Genomic DNA, 23,384 nt, shown 5'->3' on the forward strand with positions numbered 1-23,384 from the left:
CATCGGAATCCTTGCAGGATGTGACAACGCCGGCGCAGCCAAGAACCTATAATTCTCGCATAGTTCAATCGGAATTCCCGGATGGCCAACCTCACTCTCGCTTTCTCGACGCTCTTCGTCGTCGCCCTGGTCGGCATGGTCGCGACCAAGCTCTGGCTGGCGTCGCGCCAGATCCGCTACGTCGCCGGGCATCGCGAGAGCGTGCCGGCGCAATTCTCGGGAACCATACCGCTCGCGGCGCACCAGCGCGCGGCGGATTACACGGTCGAACGCACCCGCCTCACGATGATCGAGGTCGTCACGAGCGCGGTCGTGCTGGTCGCGCTGACCTTGCTCGGCGGCGTGCAGGCGCTCGATCTCGCCATCTCCGGCTGGCTCGGCCGCGGCTATCTCGGGCAGATCGCGCTGGTGGCGTCCGTGATCGCGATCACGAGTCTCATCGACCTGCCCTTCGACTACATCCGTCACTTCGTGGTCGAAGAGAAGTTCGGCTTCAACCGCATGTCGAAGAAGCTGTTCTTCATCGATCTCGTGAAGGGCACGGTGCTCGCCGTCGTGATCGGCGCGCCGCTGCTGCTGCTCACGCTCTGGCTGATGGACCGCGCCGGCGCCTACTGGTGGCTCTGGACCTGGATGGTCTGGGTCGCCTTCCAGCTGCTCGCGATGATCATCTATCCGAGCTTCATCGCCCCGCTCTTCAACAAGTTCGAACCGCTGAAGGACGAAGCGCTCGTCGCACGCATCACGAACCTGATGTCGCGCACCGGCTTCGCCGCCAAGGGCCTGTTCGTGATGGACGGCAGCCGCCGTTCGGCGCACGGCAACGCCTATTTCACGGGCTTCGGCGCGGCCAAGCGCATCGTCTTCTTCGATACCCTGCTCGCGCGCCTGTCCGGCAGTGAGATCGAGGCCGTGCTCGCGCACGAACTCGGCCACTTCAAGCGCCGTCACGTGCTGAAGCTGATGATCGTGATGTTCGGCATCAGCCTCGCCATGCTCGCGCTGCTCGGCTGGCTCGTGCAGACCGTCTGGTTCTATGAAGGGCTCGGCGTGCGGCCGTCGCTCGTCGGCAGCAACAACGGCCTCGCGCTCGTGCTGTTCATGCTCGTGCTGCCGGTGTTCATGTTCTTCATCACGCCGCTCGGCAGCCTGACCTCGCGCAAGAACGAGTTCGAAGCCGATGCCTTCGCCGCCAGCCAGACCGATCCGAAAGACCTCGTGAATGCGCTCGTCAAGCTCTACGAGGACAACGCGTCGACGCTCACGCCCGATCCGCTCTACACCGCGTTCTACTACTCCCATCCGCCCGCCTCGCAACGCATCGACCGTCTGATGCAGCACGCCGCATGACGCGCGGCTCCGGGCGCCCGGACGCGGGCGCGCGCTTCGAAGGCACGGTGATCGCGGCGCACGGCCGTCACTATCTGGTGACGCCCGATCACGGCGGTCCCCTGCTGCAATGCTTCCCGCGCGGCAAGAAAAGCGAAGTGGCCGTCGGCGATCACGTGATCTGCGAGCAGTCGTCGGCGGATCAGGGCGTGATCGTCGAGATTGGCGAGCGGCGCAATCTGCTGTATCGCTCGGATCAGTTCAAGTCGAAGCTCTTCGCGGCGAATCTCGATCAGCTCATGATCGTGCTCGCCACCGAACCGCACTTCAGCGAAGACCTGCTCGGCCGCGCGCTGATCGCGGCGGAGGCGCACGGACTGGACGCGCTGATCGTGCTCAACAAGATTGACGTGGAAGCCGCGCTGCCGCTCGCGCGCGAACGGCTCGCGCCGTATCGCGAACTGGGTTACGCGGTGGTCGAATTGTCCGCGAAGCACACCCCCGGCAACGTGCATCCGCTGCTCGACGAGCGCCTCAAGGACCGCGCGACCATCCTGCTCGGCCAGTCCGGCATGGGCAAATCCACGCTGGTCAACCTGCTGGTACCCGATGCCGACGCCGCCACCCGCGAAATCTCCTCCGCGCTCAACAGCGGCCGCCACACGACCACCTTCACGCGGCTCTATGGCCTGCCCGGAGGCGGCGCGCTGATCGACTCGCCCGGCTTCCAGGAGTTCGGCCTGCATCATCTGAGCGAAGGCCAGCTCGAACGCGCCTTCGCGGACTTCCGGCCGTATCTCGGCGAGTGCCGCTTCTACAACTGCCATCATCTGCATGAGCCGGGCTGTGCGGTGCTCGAGGCAGTGGAAGCCGGCAAAATCCGGCCCGAGCGACACGCGCTCTACGCGCAACTGGTGCACGAAGCGAGTCAGATCGTTCGATGAAGCGTCTCACGCGCGCCCCGAACCTCATCACGGCGCAGCACTGGGTGAACGTGCTGGCGACCGCGGGCGTGCCGTGCGAATTGCACAACCGCTATCTGAATGGCGCGATGGGCGAGATTCCGGCGGATCAGTGCGCGCCGGAAATCTGGATCACCGACGACCGCGACGAAGCCCTGGCGTTGCGCCTGCTGGAGCGCGCACGAAAAGGGCCGGACGCGAACGCCCGGCCCTGGAGATGCAAGCAATGCGGCGAATGGCTGGAGCCGCAATTTACGGTGTGCTGGCAGTGCCAGACGCCGCGCGATCCGCTCGACGATTGAAGACTGATTACGCCAGCCAAACGGCGATGGTCAGCATGAGCAGCAACAGCATCCACAGGATCACGGCGCGCCATACGAGTCCGACCGCCGATTGCAGCGTGCGCGGCGTGCAATCGTCGCCGACGGGCAGCGGACCGGCCTCGCCCACAGCCAGCGCCTCGACCGACAGCGGTTCGGCGAGCGGGCCCGCGAGCCGCGCACCGAGCGCGCCGCTGCCGGCCGCGAGCAGGACGCCTTCGTTCGCATCCGGCCATTGGCGGGCGTGATTGCGCCATGCGTAGATGGCGTCCTCGAAGTTGCCGACGATCGCGAAACCGAGCGACGTCAGCCGCGCCGGCACCCAGTCGATCACGAAGAACGCGCGCTGCGCGAACGAGGAGAACTCGACGGTGCGCTCGGGATCCGGCTTCGACCACGCGCGCGCCAGATATTCGGCAATGCGATACAGCACGGCGCCTGCCGGACCGATCGGAATCAGGAACCAGAAGAACACGCCGAACACGTGCCGATGCGACGCCACCACCGCATGCACCAGCGTATGACGCACGATTTCGCTGACGGGCATGTCGACCGTATCGATGCCGGTCCACTCGGTCAGCACTTCGCGCGCGCGCGGCACGTCGTCGTTGTTGAGCGCGAGATGGATGTCGGTGAAATAGTGGCTGAACTGGCGAAAGCCCAGCGTGAAGTAGACGATGACCACGTTCCACAGGAACGCGAGCACGAAGTTGATGCGGTACAGGACGTAGTAGATCAGTCCGACGACGAGCGTCCAGGGCAGCACGACCACCAGCCACGCGACGATGCCGTGCTTCTGCTTGCCGGCATCGAAACCATGCGCGGTGGATTCCGCATGGTATTGGAGCAACGCCGCGACCGGATTGTGCGGCTTGAGCGCGCGTACCTGCTCGAGGATGAGAGCCAGCAATACAGAGAAAAAAGTCATGCCAAGCGCCGAAACAGTCGGTTAGTTCGAGTTTCGCGTAACGATAGCACAGCGTTTGCGGCCTTCCACGCACGACGTCATCGCGCGCGCCCGCGCTGCGCCTGCCGGCTGAGCGCGTTGACGTTCAGGCCGCGAGGAAGCGGTAGAAATTGCGCAACATGCCGGCCGTTGCGCCCCAGATGAAATAGGGCGCCTTTCCTTCGCCCGGCACGTAGGGCATGGCAAAAAAACGACGCTCGCCGCCTTCCCAGCGAAAGACACGCACTTCGTGATTCGCGGGAGTCATCAGCCAGGCGAGCGGGACTTCGAAGATGTCGGCCACTTCGCATGTGTCGGCCTGCAACGTGAACGGCGGCGAGACCAGCGCGACCACCGGCGTCACCCTGAAGCCCGTGCCCGTCAGGTACTCGGGCATCGCGCCGATGACCTCGCAATGTTCGGCGTCCAGCCCGACCTCTTCCTTCGCCTCGCGCAACGCGGTGGCGGCGGCATCGACGTCTTCCGGCTCGCGGCGGCCGCCCGGAAAACTGATCTGGCCGGCGTGGTCCGACAGGTGATCGGCGCGTTGTGTCAGCAGCACGGTCAGGCCGCCCTCGCGCTTGACCAGCGCCACCAGCACCGACGCCACGCGCGGGTCGCCGCCGATCGCCTTGATGCGCTGTTCGCGTTCCTCCTGTTGCCAGTCCAGCTGCACGGCGAAACGCGCGCGCAGGCCTTCCGGCGTGAGGCGCTCGGGTGCGATGGGCGGGAGCGCTTCGCCCGTCGTCGCGACAGGCATTTTTTCGGGTTCGAGGATGCGCGGAGTCGAAGTCTTGCCGGTGGACACGGGTGGATTACGGGTAAGGGACGATAAGGAAACGGGACTGCCGAAGTCCTGATTTGAACACACCAAAGAAAAAAGCACCCGCGAGGGTGCTTTTTTCGGAGGACTCGTGCGCGGTCTTGCTGCGACGACTTACTCGGCAGCAGCAGCCGACTTGTCCTTGAAGACCAGCTTTTCCTTGATTCGAGCCGACTTGCCCGAACGCTCGCGGAGGTAGTAGAGCTTTGCGCGGCGAACATCACCACGACGCTTCACGACGATGCTCGCGAGCAGCGGCGAGTAGGTCTGGAACGTACGCTCGACGCCTTCGCCCGACGAGATCTTGCGGACGATGAAGTTCGAGTTCAGGCCACGGTTGCGCTTCGCGATGACGACGCCTTCGTAAGCCTGGACGCGCTTGCGCGTGCCTTCGACCACGTTCACGTTGACGACGACGGTATCGCCCGGCGCGAAGTCGGGGATGCTCTTCTCGCCCAGAACGCGTGCGATCTCTTCCTTCTCGAGTTGTTCAATCAGATTCATTACTGACTCCTTGTGCCATCTTGCCGGAGTTGTGTGCCTGAAAAGCAGGCCCCGGTAGAGGATGGGTTTGCTTCAGGCGCCGATGCGACTCGACGCCCCCTGTATCCCGCTCGTCGGCCCGAAACCTAGGCAGGCTTCGACGCTTCCTTTGCGAGTTCTGCGAGCCATGCCTCGTCGGCACGGCTCAACATCTTGCTCTTGCGCGCCCGCGCAATCAGATCGGGCCGCTTGACGAGCGTATTGCGCAATGCTTCGCGCCTGCGCCACGCCTCGATTTCCTTGTGATGGCCGCCGAGCAGCACATCCGGGACACGCACGCCTTCGTACTCTTCCGGCCGCGTGTAGTGCGGACAATCCAGCAGGGTGTCCACGAAACTGTCCTGCACCGCCGATTGCGCGTCATTCAGCACGCCGGGCAAATGCCGGACCACTGCGTCCATCAGCGCCATGGCGGGAAGCTCTCCGCCGGACAGCACGAAGTCGCCGAGGCTCACTTCTTCGTCCACTTCACGATCGATCAGACGCTGGTCGATGGCTTCGTAACGGCCGCACAGCAGCACCAGACCTGGCTGTTGAGCGAACTGCATCACGCGTTCGTGATTCAGGGTGGCGCCTTGCGGCGACAACATCACGACGCGTGTAGCTGCGATGCCCTGCTCGCGCTGCGCAGCTTTCGCCGCCTGCAGCGCGGCTTCCAGCGGACGCGCCAGCATGACCATGCCGGGACCGCCGCCATAGGGGCGGTCGTCGACGGTGCGGTAGTTGTCGGTCGTGAAATCACGCGGATTCCACGTGCGCAGACCGAACCGCTCCTGCTTGACCGCCCGGCTGGTGATGCCCCAGTCGGTCAGCGCGCGAAACATCTCGGGAAAGAGCGTCACGACATCGAACTGCATCGCTCTCTCCGTAACGTGCCGAGGTTCAATAGTCGGCGTCCCAGTCCACGACGATACGCTTCGCCGCGCGGTCCACCGTCTTCACATACACGCCGACGAACGGAATCAGCCGCTCGCCGGTGACGGGCGCGCCATCCTTGCTGGTATCCGGATATTCGATCCGCAGGATGGAATGTGCGCCGTTGTCGATCAGATCCGCGACGCGGCCTAGGGCCACGCCGGCTTCGTTTTCGACATCCAGGCCGAGCAGGTCGACCCAGTAGAATTCGTCTTCGCTGGCGAGCTTCGGGAAATCGCTGCGCGCGATATGCACCGTATGCCCTTTCAGCGACATGGCCAGATCGCGGTCATCGCAGCCGCCGAGGCGCGCGACAATGGTGTCGGCGTGCACCTTGGACTGCATGCAGCGCGCGGACTTGCGTTCGCGACCCTTTACGAGCCACCAGCGCTTCGCGCTCAGCAAGGCGTCGCCGCCCTGCTTGCCGCTGGCGTGCGGCACAACCTTGACCCAGCCCTTGAGACCGTAGGCATCGGCAATGAAACCGACTTCGACGGCGTCTTCAGGCAAAGCCTCGACCGGCTCGATTGCGCCGTCCGGCTGAGTACCGCTCGCGTTGCTGCTCGAAACCTTGCCACTCGAAACGTCGGTCGCCACGCGGCGCCCGCCCGGCTTGCGGACGAATGCGCCAAACGTGGCGGAACCTTCATCTTGCCCCGGCTTCGGCTGGCCGATGCTTCCGGCAGCGCGTCCGGATTCTGAATCGCGCGTGGACATCGGCGAGCCTTTGGGCAGGTTTCGAGCGTTGTGTTGCGTGGTCTAAGCCAGCATGCGCAGCGACTTAGGCAGCCGGCTGAGCTTGCTGAGCCTGCTTGACCAGGCGCTCGACCGTCGGCGACAGTTGTGCGCCGACTTCCTTCCAGTACGTCAGGCGGTCCTGAGCGATACGGAGCGATTCGCTTTTCGTGGCGACCGGGTTGTAGAAACCCACGCGCTCGATGAAGCGGCCGTCACGACGGCTACGCGAATCAGTTGCGACGATGTTGTAGAACGGGCGCTTCTTCGAGCCGCCACGAGCCAAGCGGATGATGACCATGCTGAAATCCTTGAAAACCGGGGTTCGGAACAACGAGAACAGGCGATTATAGCCGGATTCCGCAGCGCTAACAAACACTTGAAGCATTTTTTGGATGCGGGGTCGTGCGGAGGATCGTTTCGCAAGCTTGTCGGATACCGGAAATCAGTCCCGTGCGGCATCGTGGCATCGGTGTTCGGGGCGTGCGCGGGCGTAAAATGACGCCCGCACTCCCGCTGCACTCTCCCGCACTCTTCTTTACCACCGCCTTCGCTGATGACTTCCTCGTCCGTCGCCACGCCCTCCGGCTCGAAGCCTGCCGGCAAGCAGGTCCCGCCCTATTTCCGTTCGAAGACGCTCACCGCGGCACTCGCGTTCCTGTTCGGCTCGATCGGCCTGCATCGCTTCTATCTGTATGGACTGCGCGACAAGTATGGCTGGGCGCATATCGTCGGCATCGTGCTAGGGGCGTTCGGCTATCTGCTGTTGAAGGAAACCGAGCGCGCCTCGCTGCTCGGCTGGGCGCTCGCCTTTCCCGGCGCCGTTTCGCTGCTGGCGGCGTTTCTGTCGGCCATCGTCTATGGCCTGCGCCCCGACGCCAAATGGGACGCGCAGTTCAACGCCCACACCGGGCGCAACAGCCGCTCCGGCTGGACCGTCATCTTCATCGTGATCTTTTCGCTGCTGATCGGCGCCTTCCTGCTGATGACTGGTCTCGCGCTCACCTTCCAGACCTATTTCGAAGGACAGGTCCAGGCGGCCAAGACGCTGTCGCAATAAACGCTAGAACAGGTCGAGCTGCGGATTCGGCGGCGGCGCTGCCGCCTTTGCGGCAGCCGGTTTCTCCGGGCGCTGGAACTCGGACATATCCAGAATGCCGCGCTGCCGTGCGTTCAGTCCAAGCCGCCGGGTTGCCTGGCGAAAGCGTTGCCGCAGCATGTCGGCCCACAGACCCTCGCCTTTCATGCGCGTCGAAAAATTCGCGTCGTAGTCCTTGCCGCCGCGCATGTCGCGCACGCGGCTCATCACGCGGTCCGCGCGATCCGGAAAGTGCGCGGCCAGCCAGTCCTTGAACAGCGGCGCGACTTCCCACGGCAAGCGCAGCACGATGTAGCTCGCGCTCGTCGCACCCGCCTCCGCACAAGCTTCCAGCACCCGCTCCAGATCCGGCTCCGTGACGAACGGAATCACCGGCGCGATGCTGACGCCCACCGGAATGCCCGCATCCGCGAGCGTGCGCACCGTGCGCAGACGCCGTGAAGGCGTCGATGCACGCGGCTCCAGCGTGCGCGCGATATCCGCGTCCAGTGTCGTGATGGTAACGGCGGCCATGAATTGCCCGCGCTGCGCCATGGACGCTAGCAGGTCGATGTCACGCTCGATCAGCGAATTCTTCGTGATGGCAGCGAACGGATGGCCGCAGTCGTGCAGCACCTCGATCACGCGGCGCGTCAGCCGCAGGTCGCGCTCGACGGGCTGATACGCGTCCGTGTTCACGCCGAGCGCAATGGGCTCGGGCTCGTAATTCGACTTCGCGAGTTCGCGCTTGAGCAGTTCGGGCGCGTTGACCTTGGCGTAGATGCGGCTCTCGAAATCGAGTCCTGGCGACAGCCCGAGATAGCTGTGCGTCGGCCGCGCAAAACAGTAGATGCAGCCGTGCTCGCAGCCCCGATACGGGTTGAGCGAGACTGAAAACGGGATGTCCGGCGAGCTGTTGCGCGTGAGGATGCTTTTCGCGCGCTCTTCGAAGATCTGCGTGCGCAGCGGCCGCGCGCCCTCTTCCTCGCCTTCGGCCGTATGCAGCCAGCCGTCGTCGACGCTCTCGCGCTCGTCCTTCTCGTAGCGCCCCTGGAGATTCGTGACCGCACCGCGCCCTTTCAGCGGCGCGGGCGGCGCGACAGGATATTCACGGTCAGGCGAAGCCATTGCAGCAAACCCATCAGACAATACTGTACAAATATACAGTAGTCGGACGGCAACGCAAGCTAAGAATCACACCTCGACGAGAATCTTCAGCGTCTCCTTGATCTCCTCCATCACCACGTAGCTTTTCGACTGCACCGCGCCCGGCAGTTGCAGCAGGATGTCGCCGAGCAGCTTGCGGTAGTCGGCCATTTCGCCGATGCGCGCCTTGATCAGATAGTCGAAGTCGCCGGAAACGAGATGGCACTCGAGCACCTCGGGAATCTTCTGCACCTCGCGGCGAAACTGCTCGAACATGTTGCCGCTCTTGTGATCGAGCGTGATTTCCACAAACACCAGCAGCGCCGCGCCCAGTTCGGTGGGATTCACGCGTGCGTAGTAGCCCGTGATGACGCCGTCGCGCTCCATGCGCTTGACGCGCTCGATGCACGGCGTCACCGAGAGTCCCACACGCTCCGCCAGGTCCTTCATCGCGATACGGCCGTCCTCCTGAAGAATGTTCAGGATCTTGCGGTCGAGCTTGTCGAGGGTGCGGACGGGATTTCGTTGCGTTCTCATGTCTTTTTCCTGAAAACCGTCCAAATACAATAACTAAAACTGCCTCGATGTCCATACCATAGTCGATAACACTATACGAGCTTCAGATTGCCGCGTCGATCCACTTAAAGCACGCGCATTCGGAAGCGTCACCGAATCGGGTCGGAGTTTTCATGCGAATCGTTATTCTCGGAAGCGGCGTCGTTGGCGTGACGAGCGCCTATTACCTCGCACGCGCGGGCCACGACGTCACGGTCATCGACCGCGAAGCAGGCCCCGCGCTCGAAACGAGTTTCGCGAACGCCGGACAGATCTCGCCGGGTTATGCCTCGCCGTGGGCCGCGCCGGGCGTGCCGCTCAAGGCGGTGAAATGGATGTTCGAGAAGCACGCGCCGCTCGCCATCCGGCTCGACGGCACGATGAACCAGCTGCAATGGATGTGGCAGATGCTGCGCAACTGCACGCAGGATCGCTATACGGTCAACAAGGGCCGCATGGTGCGCCTCGCCGAATACAGCCGTGACTGCCTGCAGGCGCTGCGCGCCGACACCGGCATCCAGTACGAAGGGCGCACCGGCGGCACGCTGCAACTGTTCCGCTCGCAGCAACAGTTCGATGGCGCCGGCAAGGACATCGACGTGCTGAAGGAAGCCAACGTGCCGTTCGAATTGCTGACCGCGAACGAACTGAAGCAGGCCGAGCCGGCGCTCGCCGCCGTGTCGCACAAGCTGACGGGCGGGCTGCGCCTGCCGAACGATGAAACCGGCGACTGCCAGATGTTCACGACGCGTCTCGCCGCGATGGCCGAGGCGCTCGGCGTCAAGTTCCGCTACAACACGTCCATCGATGCGCTGCTCGTCGCCAACGGCCGAATCGCGGGCGTGCAGTGCGGTCAGGAACGGGTGACGGCGGATTCGTACGTCGTCGCGCTGGGCTCCTATTCGCCGAAGCTGCTGCGCGATATCGTGAAGATTCCGGTCTATCCGCTGAAGGGCTATTCGCTCACGGCGCCGATCGTCGATGCCGGGCGTGCGCCGGTTTCCACGGTGCTCGACGAAACCTACAAGATCGCCATCACGCGTTTCGACGACCGTATCCGCGTAGGCGGCATGGCGGAGATTGTCGGGTTCAGCAAGGAACTGAAGCAGGCGCGCCGCGAAACGCTGGAAATGTGCGTGAACGACCTGTTCCCCGGCGGCGGCGATACCGCGAAGGCCAGCTTCTGGACCGGCCTGCGCCCGATGACGCCGGACGGCACGCCGATCGTCGGCCGCACGCGCATGCCGAACCTGTTCCTCAACACGGGGCACGGCACGCTTGGCTGGACGATGTCGTGCGGTTCGGGCCAGTTGCTGGCGGACCTGATGTCGGGCAAGCAGCCTGCCATCCGTGCCGACGATCTTTCGGTGCATCGCTATGAAGGCAACGTCGGCGTGAACGGCCGCCCGGGCTACGCGAACGCCTGAGCTTTCCAGGCACCAGACACAAACGGCGCCTTTCACGGCGCCGTTTGTCTTGCTAGAACTGGTCTTCGCTCAAGGCCAGCACGCCTTCGCGGCCATTCGCGCTGACGATTGACGCCTCGATGCCCGGCGCCAGCGACAGGATATGCTCCGCGAAAAATTCCGCCGTCGCAATCTTCGCCGTATGAAAGCGTTCGTCCTCCGGGCGCTTCGCGTGGGAGACGAGCATCGCGCGCGCCATCTGCCATCCGCACAGCACGACGCCCGCCAGCCGCAGATACGGCACGCTGCCCGCGAACACCGCGTTCGGATCGCTCTTGAACTTCGCGATGACGAACTCGATCGCGCGCGCCAGCGACAGCGATCCCGCGCTCAGATGCCGATGCATCGACGTGAACGGCTGGCCTTCGATCTCGGCGAGCGCCGCGATGGTCTGGTCGATCTGTGCGAGCAGCGCCTGCGCGGTGCGGCCGCCGTCGCGCACGGTCTTGCGGCCAACCAGATCGTTCGCCTGGATCGCGGTCGTGCCTTCGTAGATCGGCAGGATGCGGGCATCGCGATAATGCTGCGCCGCGCCCGTCTCCTCGATGAAGCCCATGCCGCCATGTACCTGCACACCGAGGCTCGCGACATCGACGGACATCTCCGTGCTGAACCCCTTCACGATCGGCACGAGATACTCGTAGATGGCCTGATGGCTCTGGCGCGCGTCGTCGTCGGCGTGAGCGTGGGCCAGGTCGCTGTGCGACGCCGCCACATACGCGAGCGCGCGGGCGCCTTCGGTATAGGCGCGCATCGTCGAGAGCATGCGGCGCACGTCCGGATGATGAATGATGGTCACGGGGTCCTTCGCGCTGCCGTCGACCGGACGGCTCTGCACGCGTTCCTTCGCATAGGCCACGGCCTGCTGGTAGGCGCGTTCCGCCACCGCGATGCCCTGCATGCCCACGGCAAAACGCGCCGCGTTCATCATGATGAACATGTACTCGAGGCCACGATTCTCCTCGCCGATCAGATAGCCCACCGCCCCGCCGTGATCGCCGTATTGCAGCACGGCGGTCGGGCTCGCCTTGATGCCCAGCTTGTGTTCGATCGACACACAGTGCACGTCGTTGCGCGCGCCCAGCGAGCCGTCGTCGTTGACGAGGAACTTCGGCACGAGGAACAGCGAGATGCCCTTCACGCCTTCGGGCGCGTCAGGCGTGCGCGCGAGCACCAGATGCACGATGTTCTCCGCCATATCGTGCTCGCCGTACGTGATGAAGATCTTCGTGCCGGACAGCTTGTAGGTGCCGTCGCCCTGCGGTTCGGCACGCGTGCGCACCAGCGCGAGATCGGAACCGGCCTGCGGCTCGGTCAGGTTCATCGTGCCGGTCCATTCGCCCGAGATGAACTTCGGCAGATAGCGCGCCTTCTGTGCGTCGCTGCCGGCCGTGAGCAATGCTTCGATGGCGCCATCGGTCAGGAGCGGACACAGCGCGAAGGAGAGATTCGCCGAGTTGAGCATCTCGATGCACGGCGTCGCGATCAGCTTCGGCAAGCCCTGTCCGCCGAAATCCGCCGGATGCACGACGCCCTGCCAGCCGCCCTCCGCGAACTGCCGGAAGGCCTGCTTGAAACCGGGCGTCGTGGTGACTTCGCCGTTGGCCCACGCGCTGGGTTCCCGGTCGCCCGCGACGTTCAGCGGTGCAATCACTTCGCCGCAGAAGCGCGCCGCTTCCTCGACGACCGCCTGCGCGGTCTCGAAGCCTGCGTCCTCGTGACCGGGCAGCGCGGCGATGCCGTCGATATCGGCCAGCTCCTTCATCACGAACAACATGTCCTTGAGCGGGGCGTGGTAGCTCATCGTCCTGTCTCCTCCCTTACCTGGATAGCCGAAAAAAAGGGCGCAACATCCGTCGCGCCCTCGTTCGTGTCATGGCGAATGCGATTCACCCGGCGCGGCTTCAGCCCAGCTCTTTCACCAGCTCCGGCACGACCGCGAACAGATCGCCGACGAGACCGTAATCGGCCACGCTGAAGATCGGCGCTTCCGCGTCCTTGTTGATCGCGACGATCACCTTGCTGTCCTTCATGCCCGCCAAGTGCTGGATCGCACCCGAAATGCCGACCGCCACGTACAGCTGCGGCGCGACGATCTTGCCCGTCTGGCCCACCTGGAAGTCGTTCGGCACGTAGCCGGCATCGACCGCCGCGCGCGATGCGCCCAACGCCGCGCCCAGCTTGTCCGCCAGCGGCTCGAGCGTCTTCGTGTAGTTCTCGCCGCTGCCGAGACCACGGCCGCCCGACACGATGATGTGCGCGCTCGTCAGTTCCGGACGGTCCAGCTTCGTCACTTCGCGGCTCACGAACTGCGAGATGCCTGCATCGGCGGCGGCTTCGATCTTCTCGACTGCTGCACTGCCGCCTTCGGCTGCGACCGGATCGAAGCCGGTTGCGCGCACCGTGATGACCTTGATCGGATCGCTCGATTGCACCGTCGCGATGGCATTGCCCGCGTAGATCGGACGTTCGAAGGTGTCGGCGCTGTCGACGGCCGTGATGTCGCTGATCTGCGCGACGTCGAGATGCGCGGCGATCCGCGGCGCGATGTTCTTGCCGTAGGCCGTGGCCGGAGCCAGGATGTGCGAATAGTCCTTCGCGATGTTCAGCACCGTGCCTTCGACGTTTTCCGCAAGGCCGTCGGCGAGTTGAGGCGCATCGGCGAGCAGCACCTTGGCTACGCCTGCGATCTTCGCCGCGGCATCGGCTGCGCCTTGCGCATTCGAACCCGCGACCAGCACATGCACGTCGCCGCCGATCTTCGTGGCCGCTGCAACCGTATTGAGCGTCGCTGCCTTGATCGACGCGTTGTCGTGTTCCGCAATTACCAGAATCGTCATTTTTTCGCGTCTCCTTTACAGCACCTTGGCTTCGGTCTTCAGCTTCTCGACCAGCGTCTTCACGTCCGGCACCGTGATGCCGGCGCTGCGCTTCGGCGGCTCGACGACCTTCAGCGTCTTCAGGCGCGGCGCGACATCCACGCCGAGATCCGCCGGCTTCACGGTCGTGAGCGGCTTCTTCTTCGCCTTCATGATGTTCGGCAGCGTCACATAGCGCGGCTCGTTGAGACGCAGGTCGGTGGTCACGACGGCCGGCAGCTTCAGCGACAGCGTTTCCGCGCCGCCGTCCACTTCGCGCGAGACGGTGGCTTTGCCATCGGCGATCACGACCTTCGAGGCGAACGTCGCTTGCGGCAGTCCCGCCAATGCAGCGAGCATCTGGCCGGTCTGATTCGAATCGTCGTCGATGGCCTGCTTGCCGAGAATGACGAGTTCAGGCTTTTCCTGATCGACCAGCGCTTTCAGGATCTTCGCGACGGCGAGCGGCTGAAGCTCATCGGCAGATTCGACCAGAATGCCGCGATCCGCGCCGATTGCCATGGCCGTGCGCAGCGTTTCCTGACATTGCGTCACGCCGCACGACACCGCGATCACTTCGGTTGCAACGCCCGCTTCCCTCAGACGCACCGCTTCTTCCACGGCGATCTCGTCGAACGGGTTCATCGACATCTTCACGTTGGCGATATCGACGCCCGTGTTGTCCGATTTCACGCGGACCTTCACGTTGTAGTCGACCACGCGCTTGACTGGCACCAGAATTTTCATCCACACGCTCCAAAGTTACGATTACGTCAACCCAGCGTCATTATACGAGCGACGCGGCGGCTCACTTCCCCGCAATCGGGCAGGCCGGGTCATCGTGCAATAGGATTTTCTCTATTTTTATCGAACGGTCGTTCTATTCACATCCACGAAAACCCGTACTCGTCACCTTTTGATGCTGCTTACCACGCGGTGATGACCGCACCCGCGTACTTGCCTTCCACGAACTGCTTCACGTCCGGCGAGTGATACGCCGCCACCAGTTTGGCGACCCACGGCTTGTCCTTGTCGGCGGCGCGGATCGCGATGATGTTCACGTACGGGCCGTGCGGATCCTCGATGGCAATCGCATCCGACTTCGGCTTCAGACCCGCTTCCATCGCGAAGTTCGTGTTGATGGCGGCAGCGTCGACGTCGTCGAGCGAGCGCGGGATCTGCGCCGCGTCCAGTTCGACGATCTTCAGCTTCTTCGGGTTCTCCGCGATGTCGAGCGGCGTGGCCTTCAGGCCCGCGTCGGCGCGCAGCTTGATGAGACCTTGCTTCTGCAGCAGCAGCAGCGCGCGGCCGCCGTTGGTCGGATCGTTCGGCACCGCGATGCGCGCGCCGTTCGGCAGCGCCGCCAGCGACTTCAGCTTCTTCGAATAGATGCCCATCGGGAAGGTCACCGTATCCGCGATCCGGATGAGCTTGTAGCCGCGATCCTTCACTTGCGCGTCGAGATACGGCAGATGCTGGTAGCTGTTCGCGTCGAGATCGCCGGCGGCGAGTGCGGCATTCGGCTGCACGTAGTCCGAGAATTCGATCACCGTGATCTTGAGGCCGTTCTTCGCGGCGACCTGCTTCACCACGTCCATGATCTGCGCGTGCGGGCCGCCTGTCACGCCCATCTTGATGGCGTCTTCAGCGTGAGCGAGGTTGAACAGCGATGCGCTCAGGAGCGCGGCGGCGAACTTCAGGATGAATCGACGTTGCATGGTGTGGTCTCTTGGGATGATTTCTTGGGATGATTTATTTGTGGCTGAGGCGCCGCACGAGCCAGTCGCCGAACGACTGCACGAGTTGCACGAACACGATGAGAATCACGACGACGGTGATCATCACTTCCGGCAGGAAGCGCTGATAGCCGTAGCGGATGCCGAGATCGCCCAGGCCGCCGCCGCCGATCGCGCCCGCCATTGCCGAATAGCCGACCAGCGAGACGAACGTGATGGTCAGGCCGGCGACGACGCCCGGCAGCGATTCCGGCAGCAGCACCTTGAAGACGATCTGGCGGGTGGACGCGCCCATGGCCTGCGCGGCTTCGATGAGTCCGCGATCCACTTCGCGCAGCGCCGTCTCGACAAGGCGCGCGACGAACGGCGCGGCGGCGATGGTCAGCGGCACGACGGCGGCCGCCGTGCCGATCGACGAGCCGACGATCAGGCGCGTGAACGGAATCACGGCGACCAGCAGGATGATGAACGGCGTGGAGCGCACCGCGTTGACGATGCCGCCGAGCACGCGGTTCACCGCGATATTGGGCAGCACGCTGTCGCGGTCGGTCAGATAGAGCAGCACGCCAAGCGGCAAGCCCACGGCCGCGCCCACGAGTCCCGAGATGCCGACCATGACCAGCGTTTCCCAGAACGACTGCACGAACATGTCGAACATCTCACTCAACATGGGACAACTCCTCCACCACGACGCCCTGCGAGCGCAGATAGTCGATCGCTTCCGCGACCTTCACCGGTTGCCCGCCCGCCAGCACCGCGAGCGAGCCGAACGCCTGGCCCTGGATCTCATCGATCTGGCCATGCAGGATGTTGAAATCGAGCTCGTAGCGGCGGATGGTCTCGGAGAGAATCGGCTGATCGACGCCTGAGCCCGTGAACGCGAGCCGCAGCAGATGTCCGCTGCCGGTCTTGAGGCGCTCGCTCACGCGGGCCCTCAGCGCCGGCGGCAGTTCGTGCGCGATGACATCGCCGATCAATGCGCGCGTCACTTCGTGATGCGGCCGCATGAAGACATCGACGACCTTGCCCTCTTCCACCACGCGCCCCGCCTCCAGCACCGCGACGCGGTCGCACACCTGCTTGATCACTTCCATCTGGTGCGTGATGAGCACGATGGTCAGGCCGAGTTCGCGATTGATCCGGCGCAGCAGGTCGAGAATGGCGCGTGTGGTTTCGGGATCGAGCGCGGAGGTGGCCTCGTCCGAAAGCAGCACCTTCGGCTTGCTCGCCAGCGCCCGCGCGATGCCCACACGCTGCTTCTGGCCGCCGCTGATCTGCGCGGGATATTTGTCCTTGTGCTGCGTCAGGCCGACCAGTTCGAGCAGCGGCAGCACGGCGGCTTCGATCTCGTCGCGCTTCTTGCCGGCGAGTTCGAGCGGCAGCGCGACGTTGCCGTACACGGTGCGCGAACTGAGCAGGTTGAAATGCTGGAAGATCATGCCGATGTCGCGGCGCGCGGCCCGCAGGTCGTCGCGCGAGAGCGTCATGAGGTCGCGGCCGCCCACCACGACGCTGCCTTCGCTCGGCCGCGTCAGCAGGTTGATGGTGCGCACCAGCGTGCTCTTGCCGGCGCCGCTGCGCCCGATGATGCCGAAGACTTCGCCGGCGGGAATCGTCAGATTGACGTTGTGCAACGCCTCGACCCAGCCCCGGGGCCCGGCGAAACGTTGTGAGAGATTGTGAATTTCGATCATGGAAATGCAAACGGCGGAAGGCCTCGCCAGGTGCATGCACCCGCGCAGCCGCCGCCGCTTGATGAAGCTGAAGCTGGTTTTGTCCTGTTCGCCCGCGATTTTACAGGACCGGCTTCATTCTGTTTAATAATGATTTCAGATCACCTAATAACTCATCGAAATGACAGGCAAGGCACGCACGCTCTACTCGACAAGCATGGTTACGACGCGCCACGGCGTCGATTTGCTGCTGCATCGCTGGCAACCGGCGCGGGACGGCGAGACGCAGGCGGTGCTTGCGCGCGTGGCGCTCGTGCATGGCCTGGGCGAGCACGCGGGCCGCTATGACGCGCTGGCGCTCGCGCTGAATGCGGCGGCCATCGAATTGATTGCGGTCGATTTGCGCGGGCACGGCAAGTCGTCGGGGCCGCGCGTGCAGGTGCGCGTCTTCAACGACTATCTGCGCGATACCGACGTGCTGCTCGAAGCCTGCGCCGCGACGCCGCCCGCCGCCACGCCGCTCTTCCTGATGGGCCACAGCATGGGCGGAACGATTGCGGCGCTGTATGCGATCGAGCGCGCGCCGGAAAGGAAGCTGGCTGGGCTGATCTTGTCGAGTCCTGCGCTGAAGCCGGGGCCGGGCACGCCGCGCTGGAAGCTCGCACTAAGCCGGCTGGCAGGGCTGATCGCACCGCGCATGGCCGCGTTCAGCATCGACCCTGCGTTGCTGTCGCGTGCAAGCGGTGTGGTGAGCGCGTATCAGCGTGATCCGCTCGTGCATCACGGTCCGGTGCCCACGCGCACGGCCGCACAGATTCTCGCCGGCATGGAGCGCGTGGCGGCGCAGCGCGCGACGCTCGAGTTGCCGCTGCGGATCTTCCACGGCACCGCCGACGCCATCTGCGATCCCGCCGGCAGCCGTGAATTCGAAGCGCACGTCGGCTCGACCGACAGCACCCTCGCGATGGTTCAGGACGGCGCGCACGAGACGCTCAACGACCTGGATCGGGATCGCGTGATCCGTGAACTCATCGACTGGATCCTCGTGCGCGCCGAGCATGCGCGCACGCATGCGTCCGGCTAGATCTCCGCGAGCGCGCGCAGATGCGCGACCACGCTGCGGCCGAGCGCCGAGAGGTTGTAGCCGCCTTCCAGGCAACTGACGATACGCCCTTGCGCGTGACGTTGAGCCACCCGGCGGATCTGCTCGGTGATCCACGCGTAGTCGTCCTCGACGAGGCCCATGTTGGCCATGTCGTCTTCGCGATGGGCGTCGAACCCGGCGGAGAAGAAGATCATCTGCGGCTTGAATGCCTCGAGCCGCGGCAGCCACAGCATGTCGACCACTTCGCGCACTTCCATGCCCTTGGTGCGCGCGGCGAGCGGCACGTTGACCATGTTGTCCGCATGATTGCCGGCGCCGCTGAACGGATAGAACGGATGCTGGAAGAAGCTGCACATCAGCACGCGCGGGTCGCCGCTGAAGGCGGCTTCGGTGCCGTTGCCGTGATGCACGTCGAAATCGACGATGGCGACGCGCTGCAGGCCATGCACCTCGAGCGCATGCCGCGCCGCGATCGCGACGTTGTTGAAGAGACAAAAGCCCATCGCGCGCGCGGGCTCCGCATGATGGCCCGGCGGACGCACGCTGCAGAACGCGTTGTCATAGCGTCCTTCGATGACGGCATCGGTGGCCGCGACCGCCGCGCCCGCCGCGCGCAACGCGGCCTGATAGGACGCGGGGCACATCGAGGTATCGGGGTCCAGTTCGCTGCGTCCGTGCTCGGGCGTGCGGCTCTTGATGTAGTCGATATGCGCCTGCGTATGCACGCGCGCAAGTTCGGCTTCGTCGGCGAGCGGGGCTTCCTCGCGTTCGATCAGCGCGTCGATGCGGCTCGCGATCAGTTGATCTTCAATGGCCTGCAAGCGTGCCGGGCATTCGGGATGCCATTGGCCGTTGTCGTGCTGGAGGCAGTCGGGGTGGGAGTAGAAGCCGGTCGCCATGATGTCTCGCAATGCCGCTTTCGTCGGCTCTCGTCTCGTCTTTTTTCGTCATACACGACCTCGGGCCGCGCCTTTGACGCTAAGTTACCACAGCGTTCCCGATGACGGCCGCGCCCGCGGACTTGGCCGGTACGGGCGCGAGGCGTCGGTTATACTGCCCCGACGCCTTGCCGGCCGTGCCACTGCGCGCGGCCCGTCGCAGGCCGTTGCGTCCCGTTGAGAATCGTTGCGGATCGACCCCGGTCGATCCAGATCAAAGGCCGGCTCGAGCTATCTGAAGCACCGAAGCACCGCGGCAGAATCAAGGCCCACTCGAGACCGGCTCCACGAGCGTCGTGCCGTCCGAACATCCGGCATCGCTCCAACCGCCCCAACCACGCACACCATGACTTTTCAGTTTGCTCCGTCCGACCTCGCGGCCCCGTTCAAGCCGACTCCACGCGCGTTCCTCGCTGCACTCGTCTGCGCGCTCGGCTGCCTCGGCGCAACCGGCGCCGTCGCCCAGTCCCAGCAACCCCAGACCGCGACGCCGCAAGGCCAGATGTTCGAAGAAGAGATCGTGCCGCAGCGTTACGCGAACAATCCGAATGTCGAGGCGTTCATCAACGACATGGTGGCGCGCTACGACTTCGACTCCTCCGCGCTGCACGACCTGTTCGCGCGCGTCAGCTATTCGGCCACGGCGGCGAAGCTGGTGCTGCCCTCGCCCACGCCCGCGACCAAGAACTGGCGCGCGTACCAGGCGCGCTTCATCGAGCCGGTGCGCATCAATGCGGGCGTGAAGTTCTGGCGCGCCAATCAGGCGACGCTCAAGCGCGCCGCCGAGCAGTTCGGGGTGCCGCCGGAGATCATTGTGGGCATCATCGGCGTGGAGACGATCTACGGCCGTTACATGGGCAACTTCCGCGCGCTCGACGCGCTGACCACGCTCACCTTCGATTACCCGAACACGCCGAACCGCGCCGAGCGCATGGCGACCTTCCGCAAGAACCTCGAAGACCTGCTCGTGTGGACGCGCGATTCGCAGATTCATCCGACCACGGTGCTCGGCTCCTACACGGGCGCGATCGGCATTCCGCAGTTCCTGCCGAGCAGCATCGTGCAGTACGCGGTGGACTACGACGGCAACAGCCGCATCGACCTGCGCACGAGTCCGGCGGATGCCATCGGCAGTGTCGCGAATTATCTGAAGCAGAACGGCTGGGAAGCGGGCCGTCCGGTGGTGTGGCGCATTGCCGGCGACGAAGGCAGCCAGGGCATTGCCCAGGCGGCGGCGGATGGATCGCCGGAGCCGAAGTGGTCGCTCGCGCAGCTGACCAAGGCCGGCATGCTGCTCAACGAGCCGGGCCTGAATCTCGCGGCCGAAGCTGCCACGCCGCTCACGGTCGTCGATCTGCCCACGCCGGGGCGCGCGACGGAGTACACGCTCGGGCTGAAGAACTTCTATGTGCTGACGCGCTACAACCGCAGCTTTTTCTACGCGCTTGCGGTGTATCAGCTGGGCGAGGCGGTGAAGGCGCGCATGATCGCGGGCGATACGGGCGCGAATTCACAATAGCGCGCGGTTCGCTCGAACATAAAGAAAACCCCGGCACGCCGGGGTTTTCTCATTGAGCGCTACAAACCGTCTGGACCTTAAGCGGGAAACACGCCCGTCGACAGATACCGGTCGCCGCGATCGCAGACGATGAACACGATGGTCGCGTTCTCGACCTGACGCGCGATACGCAGCGCGACTTCACACGCGCCTCCCGAAGAAATACCCGCGAAGATGCCTTCGACGGAAGCGAGGCGCCGCGCCATGGCTTCCGACGCGGCCTGGCTCACGTTCTCGACGCGATCCACGCGGCTGCGATCGAAGATCTTCGGCAGATACGCTTCCGGCCACTTGCGAATGCCCGGAATACGCGAGCCCTCTTCCGGCTGCGCGCCGATGATCTCGATCTTCTCGTTCTGCTCCTTCAGATACTTCGACACGCCCATGATCGTGCCGGTCGTGCCCATGGACGACACGAAGTGCGTAATGCGTCCTTCGGTCTGCTTCCAGAGTTCCGGGCCCGTGGCTTCGTAGTGCGCGAGCGGGTTGTCCGGATTCGCGAACTGGTCGAGGATGATGCCGCGGCCGTCGCGCTGCATCTGGTCGGCGAGGTCGCGTGCGTATTCCATGCCGCCCTTCACCGGCGTCAGGATGATCTCGGCGCCATACGCCGCCATGCTCTGACGACGTTCCACCGAGAGATCCTCGGGCATCAGCAGCACCATCTTGTAGCCGCGCATGGCGGCGGCCATGGCCAGCGCGATGCCGGTGTTGCCGCTCGTGGCTTCGATCAGCGTGTCGCCCGGCTTGATGCGGCCGCGTTCCTCGGCCTTGCGGATCATCGACGCAGCCGGACGGTCCTTCACCGAACCCGCCGGATTGTTGCCTTCGAGCTTGCCCAGCACGACATTGTTGCGGCTGCGGATTTCATCGTCCACGACGCGGACGAGCTGCACGAGCGGCGTGTTGCCGATCGTGTCTTCGATAGTCATGTAAGCCATATGCGGAGCGGAATCAGGTTTCACGCACGAGTACGGCTGGCGTGAAAACAGAGGTAAGGGGGTTGGTCGATTGTAGCCCAGCGGTCCTTTCGACGTTCACGCGGCCCTGCCGCCCGGATGGTCTGCGCCGGCGCCGTAATCCCTTCGACAGCTTCAGCCACCCATCATGCATGCAAAAAGCCCCGCGGGAGGCACACCGCGGGGAGCCCAAACGCTCTACAGGCTGAAGGAGTCCGAAGCCCAAGGCCCGGTCACGCGCTGCGCACCAGAGCGCGCCCGGAGCCATTCAACGACGCTGCCGGTTACTTCTTGACCACCACCGGCTTGGCCGAGGCGGACGCCGACACCGGCGTGGCGACCGCCGCGTTGGCCGCGCCGGGCGGTGCCGCGTTGCCGGGCGGTGCAGCTGCTGTCTTGGTGGAGGCGCCGATGGTCAGCCCCTCCGCTTCCAGACGCTGGACGGTCTTGCCGCCCATGCCCTTCACGCGCGTGCTGAGATCGCCGGCGTCCTTGAACGGGCCGTGCGCCTGACGTTCGTCGAGAATGGCCTTCGCCTTGGCCGGGCCGATGCCCTTGACGCCGCGCAGCGCGTCGACATCTGCGGTGTTGACGTCGACGGCCGCGAACGCCGAACCAAGGGAAAGGATCAGCGCGAGCGCGGCAAGGGACGAGAGTGCGTGCTTGAACATGACTGAGTCTCCGTGAGGAACCGGCCGGCGACCTGCCGACCGTGAGACCCAGTGTAGTGAGGGAAGGCGCGCGTTTATAGCTGGCCGAACAGCCAGCGCACGTAGCGGTCGACGCCTTCCTGAACCGTCAAGAACGGCGCGTCGTAGCCGGCTGCGCGCAACTTCGACTGGTCGGCCTGCGTGAAGCATTGATACTTGCCGCGCAGCGCGTCCGGAAACGCGATGTACTCCAGCAAGCCGCGCTGCACGAGTTCCGCGAGCGACAGCGTGGCCTCGCCGTCGAGCGCGCGCAAGGAGTTCACGACGGTCGAGGCGATGTCGTTGAACGGCTGCGCGCGGCCCGTGCCGAGATTGAAGATGCCCGACTTCTCCGGATGATCGAAGAAGAACAGATTCACCTTCACCACGTCTTCCACCGAGATGAAATCGCGCGTCTGCTCGCCCGCTGCATAGCCGTTGTATTCGCCGAACAGCTTGACCTTGCCTTCCGAGCGGAACTGGTTGAAGTTGTGAAACGCGACCGACGCCATGCGGCCCTTGTGCGTCTCACGCGGCCCATACACGTTGAAATAGCGGAAGCCGACAATCTGGCTCTTCGCCTGCGGCAACACCTGGCGCACGATCTGGTCGAACAGCAGCTTCGAGTAGCCGTAGACGTTGAGAGGCTTCTCGTACGCGCGCTCTTCGACGAACTTGCTTGATCCGCCGTAGGTAGCCGCCGACGATGCATACAGGAACTGCGCCCCTTGCGCGAGGCACGTGTCCATCACGTCGCGGCTGTAGCGGAAGTTGTTGTCCATCATGTAGCGGCCGTCGGTTTCCATCGTGTCCGAACAGGCACCTTCATGGAACACCGCGCGTACCTTGCCGAAATCGCCGCGCTTGAAGCGCTCGACGAATTCGGTCTTGTCGAGGTAATCGTCGATGTCGCAATCGACGAGATTCTTGAACTTGTCGGCGCGCGTGAGATTGTCGACTGCGATCACGCGCTGTTCGCCGCGCTCATTGAGCGCCTTGACGATGTTGCTGCCGATGAATCCGGCCGCACCGGTAACGATGATGGTCATG

General features: G+C 64.4%; 25 protein-coding genes. 7 read left to right on the forward strand and 18 right to left on the reverse strand.

The genetic code is table 11. The annotated features are described in order from the left end of the window. Positions 1-81 precede the first annotated feature (81 nt). The 3 genes from QCE64_RS09235 to QCE64_RS09245 are packed head-to-tail and all read left to right on the forward strand — an operon-like array spanning position 82 to position 2,593. Entirely contained in the window at positions 82-1,350 is a 1,269-nt protein-coding gene (locus QCE64_RS09235; protein ID WP_309809247.1) for a M48 family metallopeptidase, read from the forward strand. After that, positions 1,347-2,273 (forward strand): ribosome small subunit-dependent GTPase A, encoded by a 927-nt coding sequence (gene rsgA, locus QCE64_RS09240; RefSeq protein ID WP_309917530.1) that lies wholly within the window; start codon positions 1,347-1,349, stop codon positions 2,271-2,273. Before QCE64_RS09235 ends, rsgA begins: the two co-directional genes overlap by 4 nt. Continuing rightward, positions 2,270-2,593 carry a DUF2007 domain-containing protein gene (locus QCE64_RS09245; RefSeq protein WP_309917533.1) on the forward strand — a complete coding sequence of 108 codons (324 nt, stop codon included), beginning with the start codon at positions 2,270-2,272 and terminating at the stop codon, positions 2,591-2,593. The genes rsgA and QCE64_RS09245 overlap by 4 nt, the downstream gene beginning before the upstream one ends. Before the next feature lie 7 nt (positions 2,594-2,600). Here QCE64_RS09245 and QCE64_RS09250 read toward each other — a convergent pair whose 3' ends face one another. The 6 genes from QCE64_RS09250 to rpsP form a co-directional block, all read right to left on the reverse strand. Beyond that, positions 2,601-3,539: a CobD/CbiB family protein gene (locus QCE64_RS09250; protein WP_309917536.1), complete on the reverse strand. Its 939-nt coding sequence runs from the start codon at positions 3,537-3,539 to the stop codon at positions 2,601-2,603. A 124-nt stretch (positions 3,540-3,663) separates the two neighbouring features. Continuing rightward, positions 3,664-4,317: a CoA pyrophosphatase gene (locus QCE64_RS09255; RefSeq protein WP_309917539.1), complete on the reverse strand. Its 654-nt coding sequence runs from the start codon at positions 4,315-4,317 to the stop codon at positions 3,664-3,666. 177 nt (positions 4,318-4,494) lie between these two features. Then, positions 4,495-4,884: a 50S ribosomal protein L19 gene (gene rplS / locus QCE64_RS09260; protein ID WP_309809258.1), complete on the reverse strand. Its 390-nt coding sequence runs from the start codon at positions 4,882-4,884 to the stop codon at positions 4,495-4,497. 125 nt (positions 4,885-5,009) lie between these two features. Beyond that, the gene (trmD, locus tag QCE64_RS09265; protein WP_310003521.1) at positions 5,010-5,780 is read right to left on the reverse strand and encodes a tRNA (guanosine(37)-N1)-methyltransferase TrmD; all 771 of its coding nucleotides are present in this window, start codon (positions 5,778-5,780) and stop codon (positions 5,010-5,012) included. Positions 5,781-5,805: 25 nt separating this feature from the next. Beyond that, positions 5,806-6,555 carry a ribosome maturation factor RimM gene (gene rimM / locus QCE64_RS09270; RefSeq protein WP_309917543.1) on the reverse strand — a complete coding sequence of 250 codons (750 nt, stop codon included), beginning with the start codon at positions 6,553-6,555 and terminating at the stop codon, positions 5,806-5,808. A 64-nt stretch (positions 6,556-6,619) separates the two neighbouring features. Next, entirely contained in the window at positions 6,620-6,874 is a 255-nt protein-coding gene (gene rpsP, locus QCE64_RS09275; RefSeq protein ID WP_310004194.1) for a 30S ribosomal protein S16, read from the reverse strand. A gap of 255 nt (positions 6,875-7,129) precedes the next feature. On the opposite strand from rpsP, the gene QCE64_RS09280 reads away from it, so the two are divergent. Then, the gene (locus QCE64_RS09280; protein ID WP_310003523.1) at positions 7,130-7,633 is read left to right on the forward strand and encodes a hypothetical protein; all 504 of its coding nucleotides are present in this window, start codon (positions 7,130-7,132) and stop codon (positions 7,631-7,633) included. A gap of 3 nt (positions 7,634-7,636) precedes the next feature. On the opposite strand, the gene QCE64_RS09285 is transcribed toward QCE64_RS09280, so the two are convergent. Further along, complete coding sequence (locus QCE64_RS09285) at positions 7,637-8,779, reverse strand: PA0069 family radical SAM protein (RefSeq protein WP_310003525.1); 1,143 nt, start codon at positions 8,777-8,779, stop codon at positions 7,637-7,639. A gap of 66 nt (positions 8,780-8,845) precedes the next feature. After that, a complete protein-coding gene (locus tag QCE64_RS09290) occupies positions 8,846-9,334 on the reverse strand; it encodes a winged helix-turn-helix transcriptional regulator (protein WP_309809267.1) in 489 nt (162 codons plus the stop codon). A gap of 152 nt (positions 9,335-9,486) precedes the next feature. Between QCE64_RS09290 and QCE64_RS09295 the strand changes: the two genes are divergently transcribed. Continuing rightward, positions 9,487-10,779 (forward strand): D-amino acid dehydrogenase, encoded by a 1,293-nt coding sequence (locus tag QCE64_RS09295; protein WP_309917551.1) that lies wholly within the window; start codon positions 9,487-9,489, stop codon positions 10,777-10,779. A 52-nt stretch (positions 10,780-10,831) separates the two neighbouring features. Here QCE64_RS09295 and QCE64_RS09300 read toward each other — a convergent pair whose 3' ends face one another. The 6 genes from QCE64_RS09300 to QCE64_RS09325 form a co-directional block, all read right to left on the reverse strand. Further along, positions 10,832-12,622, reverse strand: a complete 1,791-nt coding sequence (locus tag QCE64_RS09300; protein WP_309917554.1) for an acyl-CoA dehydrogenase — start codon at positions 12,620-12,622, stop codon at positions 10,832-10,834. Positions 12,623-12,722: 100 nt separating this feature from the next. After that, entirely contained in the window at positions 12,723-13,658 is a 936-nt protein-coding gene (locus QCE64_RS09305; RefSeq protein ID WP_309809272.1) for an FAD-binding protein, read from the reverse strand. Positions 13,659-13,673: 15 nt separating this feature from the next. Further along, complete coding sequence (locus tag QCE64_RS09310; RefSeq protein WP_309809274.1) at positions 13,674-14,423, reverse strand: electron transfer flavoprotein subunit beta/FixA family protein; 750 nt, start codon at positions 14,421-14,423, stop codon at positions 13,674-13,676. Positions 14,424-14,602: 179 nt separating this feature from the next. Then, positions 14,603-15,394 (reverse strand): MetQ/NlpA family ABC transporter substrate-binding protein, encoded by a 792-nt coding sequence (locus QCE64_RS09315; RefSeq protein WP_310003527.1) that lies wholly within the window; start codon positions 15,392-15,394, stop codon positions 14,603-14,605. Positions 15,395-15,428: 34 nt separating this feature from the next. Beyond that, positions 15,429-16,082: a methionine ABC transporter permease gene (locus tag QCE64_RS09320; RefSeq protein ID WP_309809278.1), complete on the reverse strand. Its 654-nt coding sequence runs from the start codon at positions 16,080-16,082 to the stop codon at positions 15,429-15,431. After that, complete coding sequence (locus QCE64_RS09325) at positions 16,072-17,106, reverse strand: methionine ABC transporter ATP-binding protein (protein ID WP_310003529.1); 1,035 nt, start codon at positions 17,104-17,106, stop codon at positions 16,072-16,074. Before QCE64_RS09325 ends, QCE64_RS09320 begins: the two co-directional genes overlap by 11 nt. Positions 17,107-17,302: 196 nt before the next feature. Between QCE64_RS09325 and QCE64_RS09330 the strand changes: the two genes are divergently transcribed. Continuing rightward, positions 17,303-18,169 carry an alpha/beta hydrolase gene (locus tag QCE64_RS09330; RefSeq protein ID WP_310003530.1) on the forward strand — a complete coding sequence of 289 codons (867 nt, stop codon included), beginning with the start codon at positions 17,303-17,305 and terminating at the stop codon, positions 18,167-18,169. Here the strand turns inward: QCE64_RS09330 and QCE64_RS09335 are convergent. After that, on the reverse strand, positions 18,166-19,089 hold the full coding sequence (locus QCE64_RS09335) for a histone deacetylase family protein (RefSeq protein ID WP_309917866.1): 924 nt from the start codon (positions 19,087-19,089) through the stop codon (positions 18,166-18,168). The two genes, QCE64_RS09330 and QCE64_RS09335, sit on opposite strands and share 4 nt — an antisense overlap. Positions 19,090-19,474: 385 nt before the next feature. Here QCE64_RS09335 and mltB point away from each other — a divergent pair, with 385 nt between their 5' ends. Beyond that, positions 19,475-20,647, forward strand: a complete 1,173-nt coding sequence (mltB, locus tag QCE64_RS09340) for a lytic murein transglycosylase B (protein WP_310003532.1) — start codon at positions 19,475-19,477, stop codon at positions 20,645-20,647. 77 nt (positions 20,648-20,724) lie between these two features. Here the strand turns inward: mltB and cysM are convergent, their stop codons facing one another. The 3 genes from cysM to rfaD all read right to left on the reverse strand — a co-directional run bounded on the left by cysM (position 20,725) and on the right by rfaD (position 23,383). Beyond that, entirely contained in the window at positions 20,725-21,627 is a 903-nt protein-coding gene (cysM, locus tag QCE64_RS09345) for a cysteine synthase CysM (protein ID WP_309917872.1), read from the reverse strand. 302 nt (positions 21,628-21,929) lie between these two features. Next, positions 21,930-22,316 carry a helix-hairpin-helix domain-containing protein gene (locus tag QCE64_RS09350; protein WP_309917875.1) on the reverse strand — a complete coding sequence of 129 codons (387 nt, stop codon included), beginning with the start codon at positions 22,314-22,316 and terminating at the stop codon, positions 21,930-21,932. Between the two features lie 74 nt (positions 22,317-22,390). Continuing rightward, entirely contained in the window at positions 22,391-23,383 is a 993-nt protein-coding gene (gene rfaD, locus QCE64_RS09355; RefSeq protein WP_309809291.1) for an ADP-glyceromanno-heptose 6-epimerase, read from the reverse strand. Position 23,384 lies beyond the last annotated feature (1 nt).

The organism is Caballeronia sp. LZ043, from assembly GCF_031451075.1.
Classification (GTDB): Bacteria; Pseudomonadota; Gammaproteobacteria; order Burkholderiales; family Burkholderiaceae; genus Caballeronia.

Coding starts and splice junctions, on each gene's coding strand:
- QCE64_RS09235 (WP_309809247.1), top strand. CDS start 82: ATGGCCAACCTCACTCTCGCTTTCTCGACGCTCTTCGTCGTCGCCCTG.
- rsgA (WP_309917530.1), top strand. CDS start 1,347: ATGACGCGCGGCTCCGGGCGCCCGGACGCGGGCGCGCGCTTCGAAGGC.
- QCE64_RS09245 (WP_309917533.1), top strand. CDS start 2,270: ATGAAGCGTCTCACGCGCGCCCCGAACCTCATCACGGCGCAGCACTGG.
- QCE64_RS09250 (WP_309917536.1), bottom strand. CDS start 3,539: ATGACTTTTTTCTCTGTATTGCTGGCTCTCATCCTCGAGCAGGTACGC.
- QCE64_RS09255 (WP_309917539.1), bottom strand. CDS start 4,317: ATGCCTGTCGCGACGACGGGCGAAGCGCTCCCGCCCATCGCACCCGAG.
- rplS (WP_309809258.1), bottom strand. CDS start 4,884: ATGAATCTGATTGAACAACTCGAGAAGGAAGAGATCGCACGCGTTCTG.
- trmD (WP_310003521.1), bottom strand. CDS start 5,780: ATGCAGTTCGATGTCGTGACGCTCTTTCCCGAGATGTTTCGCGCGCTG.
- rimM (WP_309917543.1), bottom strand. CDS start 6,555: ATGTCCACGCGCGATTCAGAATCCGGACGCGCTGCCGGAAGCATCGGC.
- rpsP (WP_310004194.1), bottom strand. CDS start 6,874: ATGGTCATCATCCGCTTGGCTCGTGGCGGCTCGAAGAAGCGCCCGTTC.
- QCE64_RS09280 (WP_310003523.1), top strand. CDS start 7,130: ATGACTTCCTCGTCCGTCGCCACGCCCTCCGGCTCGAAGCCTGCCGGC.
- QCE64_RS09285 (WP_310003525.1), bottom strand. CDS start 8,779: ATGGCTTCGCCTGACCGTGAATATCCTGTCGCGCCGCCCGCGCCGCTG.
- QCE64_RS09290 (WP_309809267.1), bottom strand. CDS start 9,334: ATGAGAACGCAACGAAATCCCGTCCGCACCCTCGACAAGCTCGACCGC.
- QCE64_RS09295 (WP_309917551.1), top strand. CDS start 9,487: ATGCGAATCGTTATTCTCGGAAGCGGCGTCGTTGGCGTGACGAGCGCC.
- QCE64_RS09300 (WP_309917554.1), bottom strand. CDS start 12,622: ATGAGCTACCACGCCCCGCTCAAGGACATGTTGTTCGTGATGAAGGAG.
- QCE64_RS09305 (WP_309809272.1), bottom strand. CDS start 13,658: ATGACGATTCTGGTAATTGCGGAACACGACAACGCGTCGATCAAGGCA.
- QCE64_RS09310 (WP_309809274.1), bottom strand. CDS start 14,423: ATGAAAATTCTGGTGCCAGTCAAGCGCGTGGTCGACTACAACGTGAAG.
- QCE64_RS09315 (WP_310003527.1), bottom strand. CDS start 15,394: ATGCAACGTCGATTCATCCTGAAGTTCGCCGCCGCGCTCCTGAGCGCA.
- QCE64_RS09320 (WP_309809278.1), bottom strand. CDS start 16,082: ATGTTGAGTGAGATGTTCGACATGTTCGTGCAGTCGTTCTGGGAAACG.
- QCE64_RS09325 (WP_310003529.1), bottom strand. CDS start 17,106: ATGATCGAAATTCACAATCTCTCACAACGTTTCGCCGGGCCCCGGGGC.
- QCE64_RS09330 (WP_310003530.1), top strand. CDS start 17,303: ATGGTTACGACGCGCCACGGCGTCGATTTGCTGCTGCATCGCTGGCAA.
- QCE64_RS09335 (WP_309917866.1), bottom strand. CDS start 19,089: ATGGCGACCGGCTTCTACTCCCACCCCGACTGCCTCCAGCACGACAAC.
- mltB (WP_310003532.1), top strand. CDS start 19,475: ATGACTTTTCAGTTTGCTCCGTCCGACCTCGCGGCCCCGTTCAAGCCG.
- cysM (WP_309917872.1), bottom strand. CDS start 21,627: ATGGCTTACATGACTATCGAAGACACGATCGGCAACACGCCGCTCGTG.
- QCE64_RS09350 (WP_309917875.1), bottom strand. CDS start 22,316: ATGTTCAAGCACGCACTCTCGTCCCTTGCCGCGCTCGCGCTGATCCTT.
- rfaD (WP_309809291.1), bottom strand. CDS start 23,383: ATGACCATCATCGTTACCGGTGCGGCCGGATTCATCGGCAGCAACATC.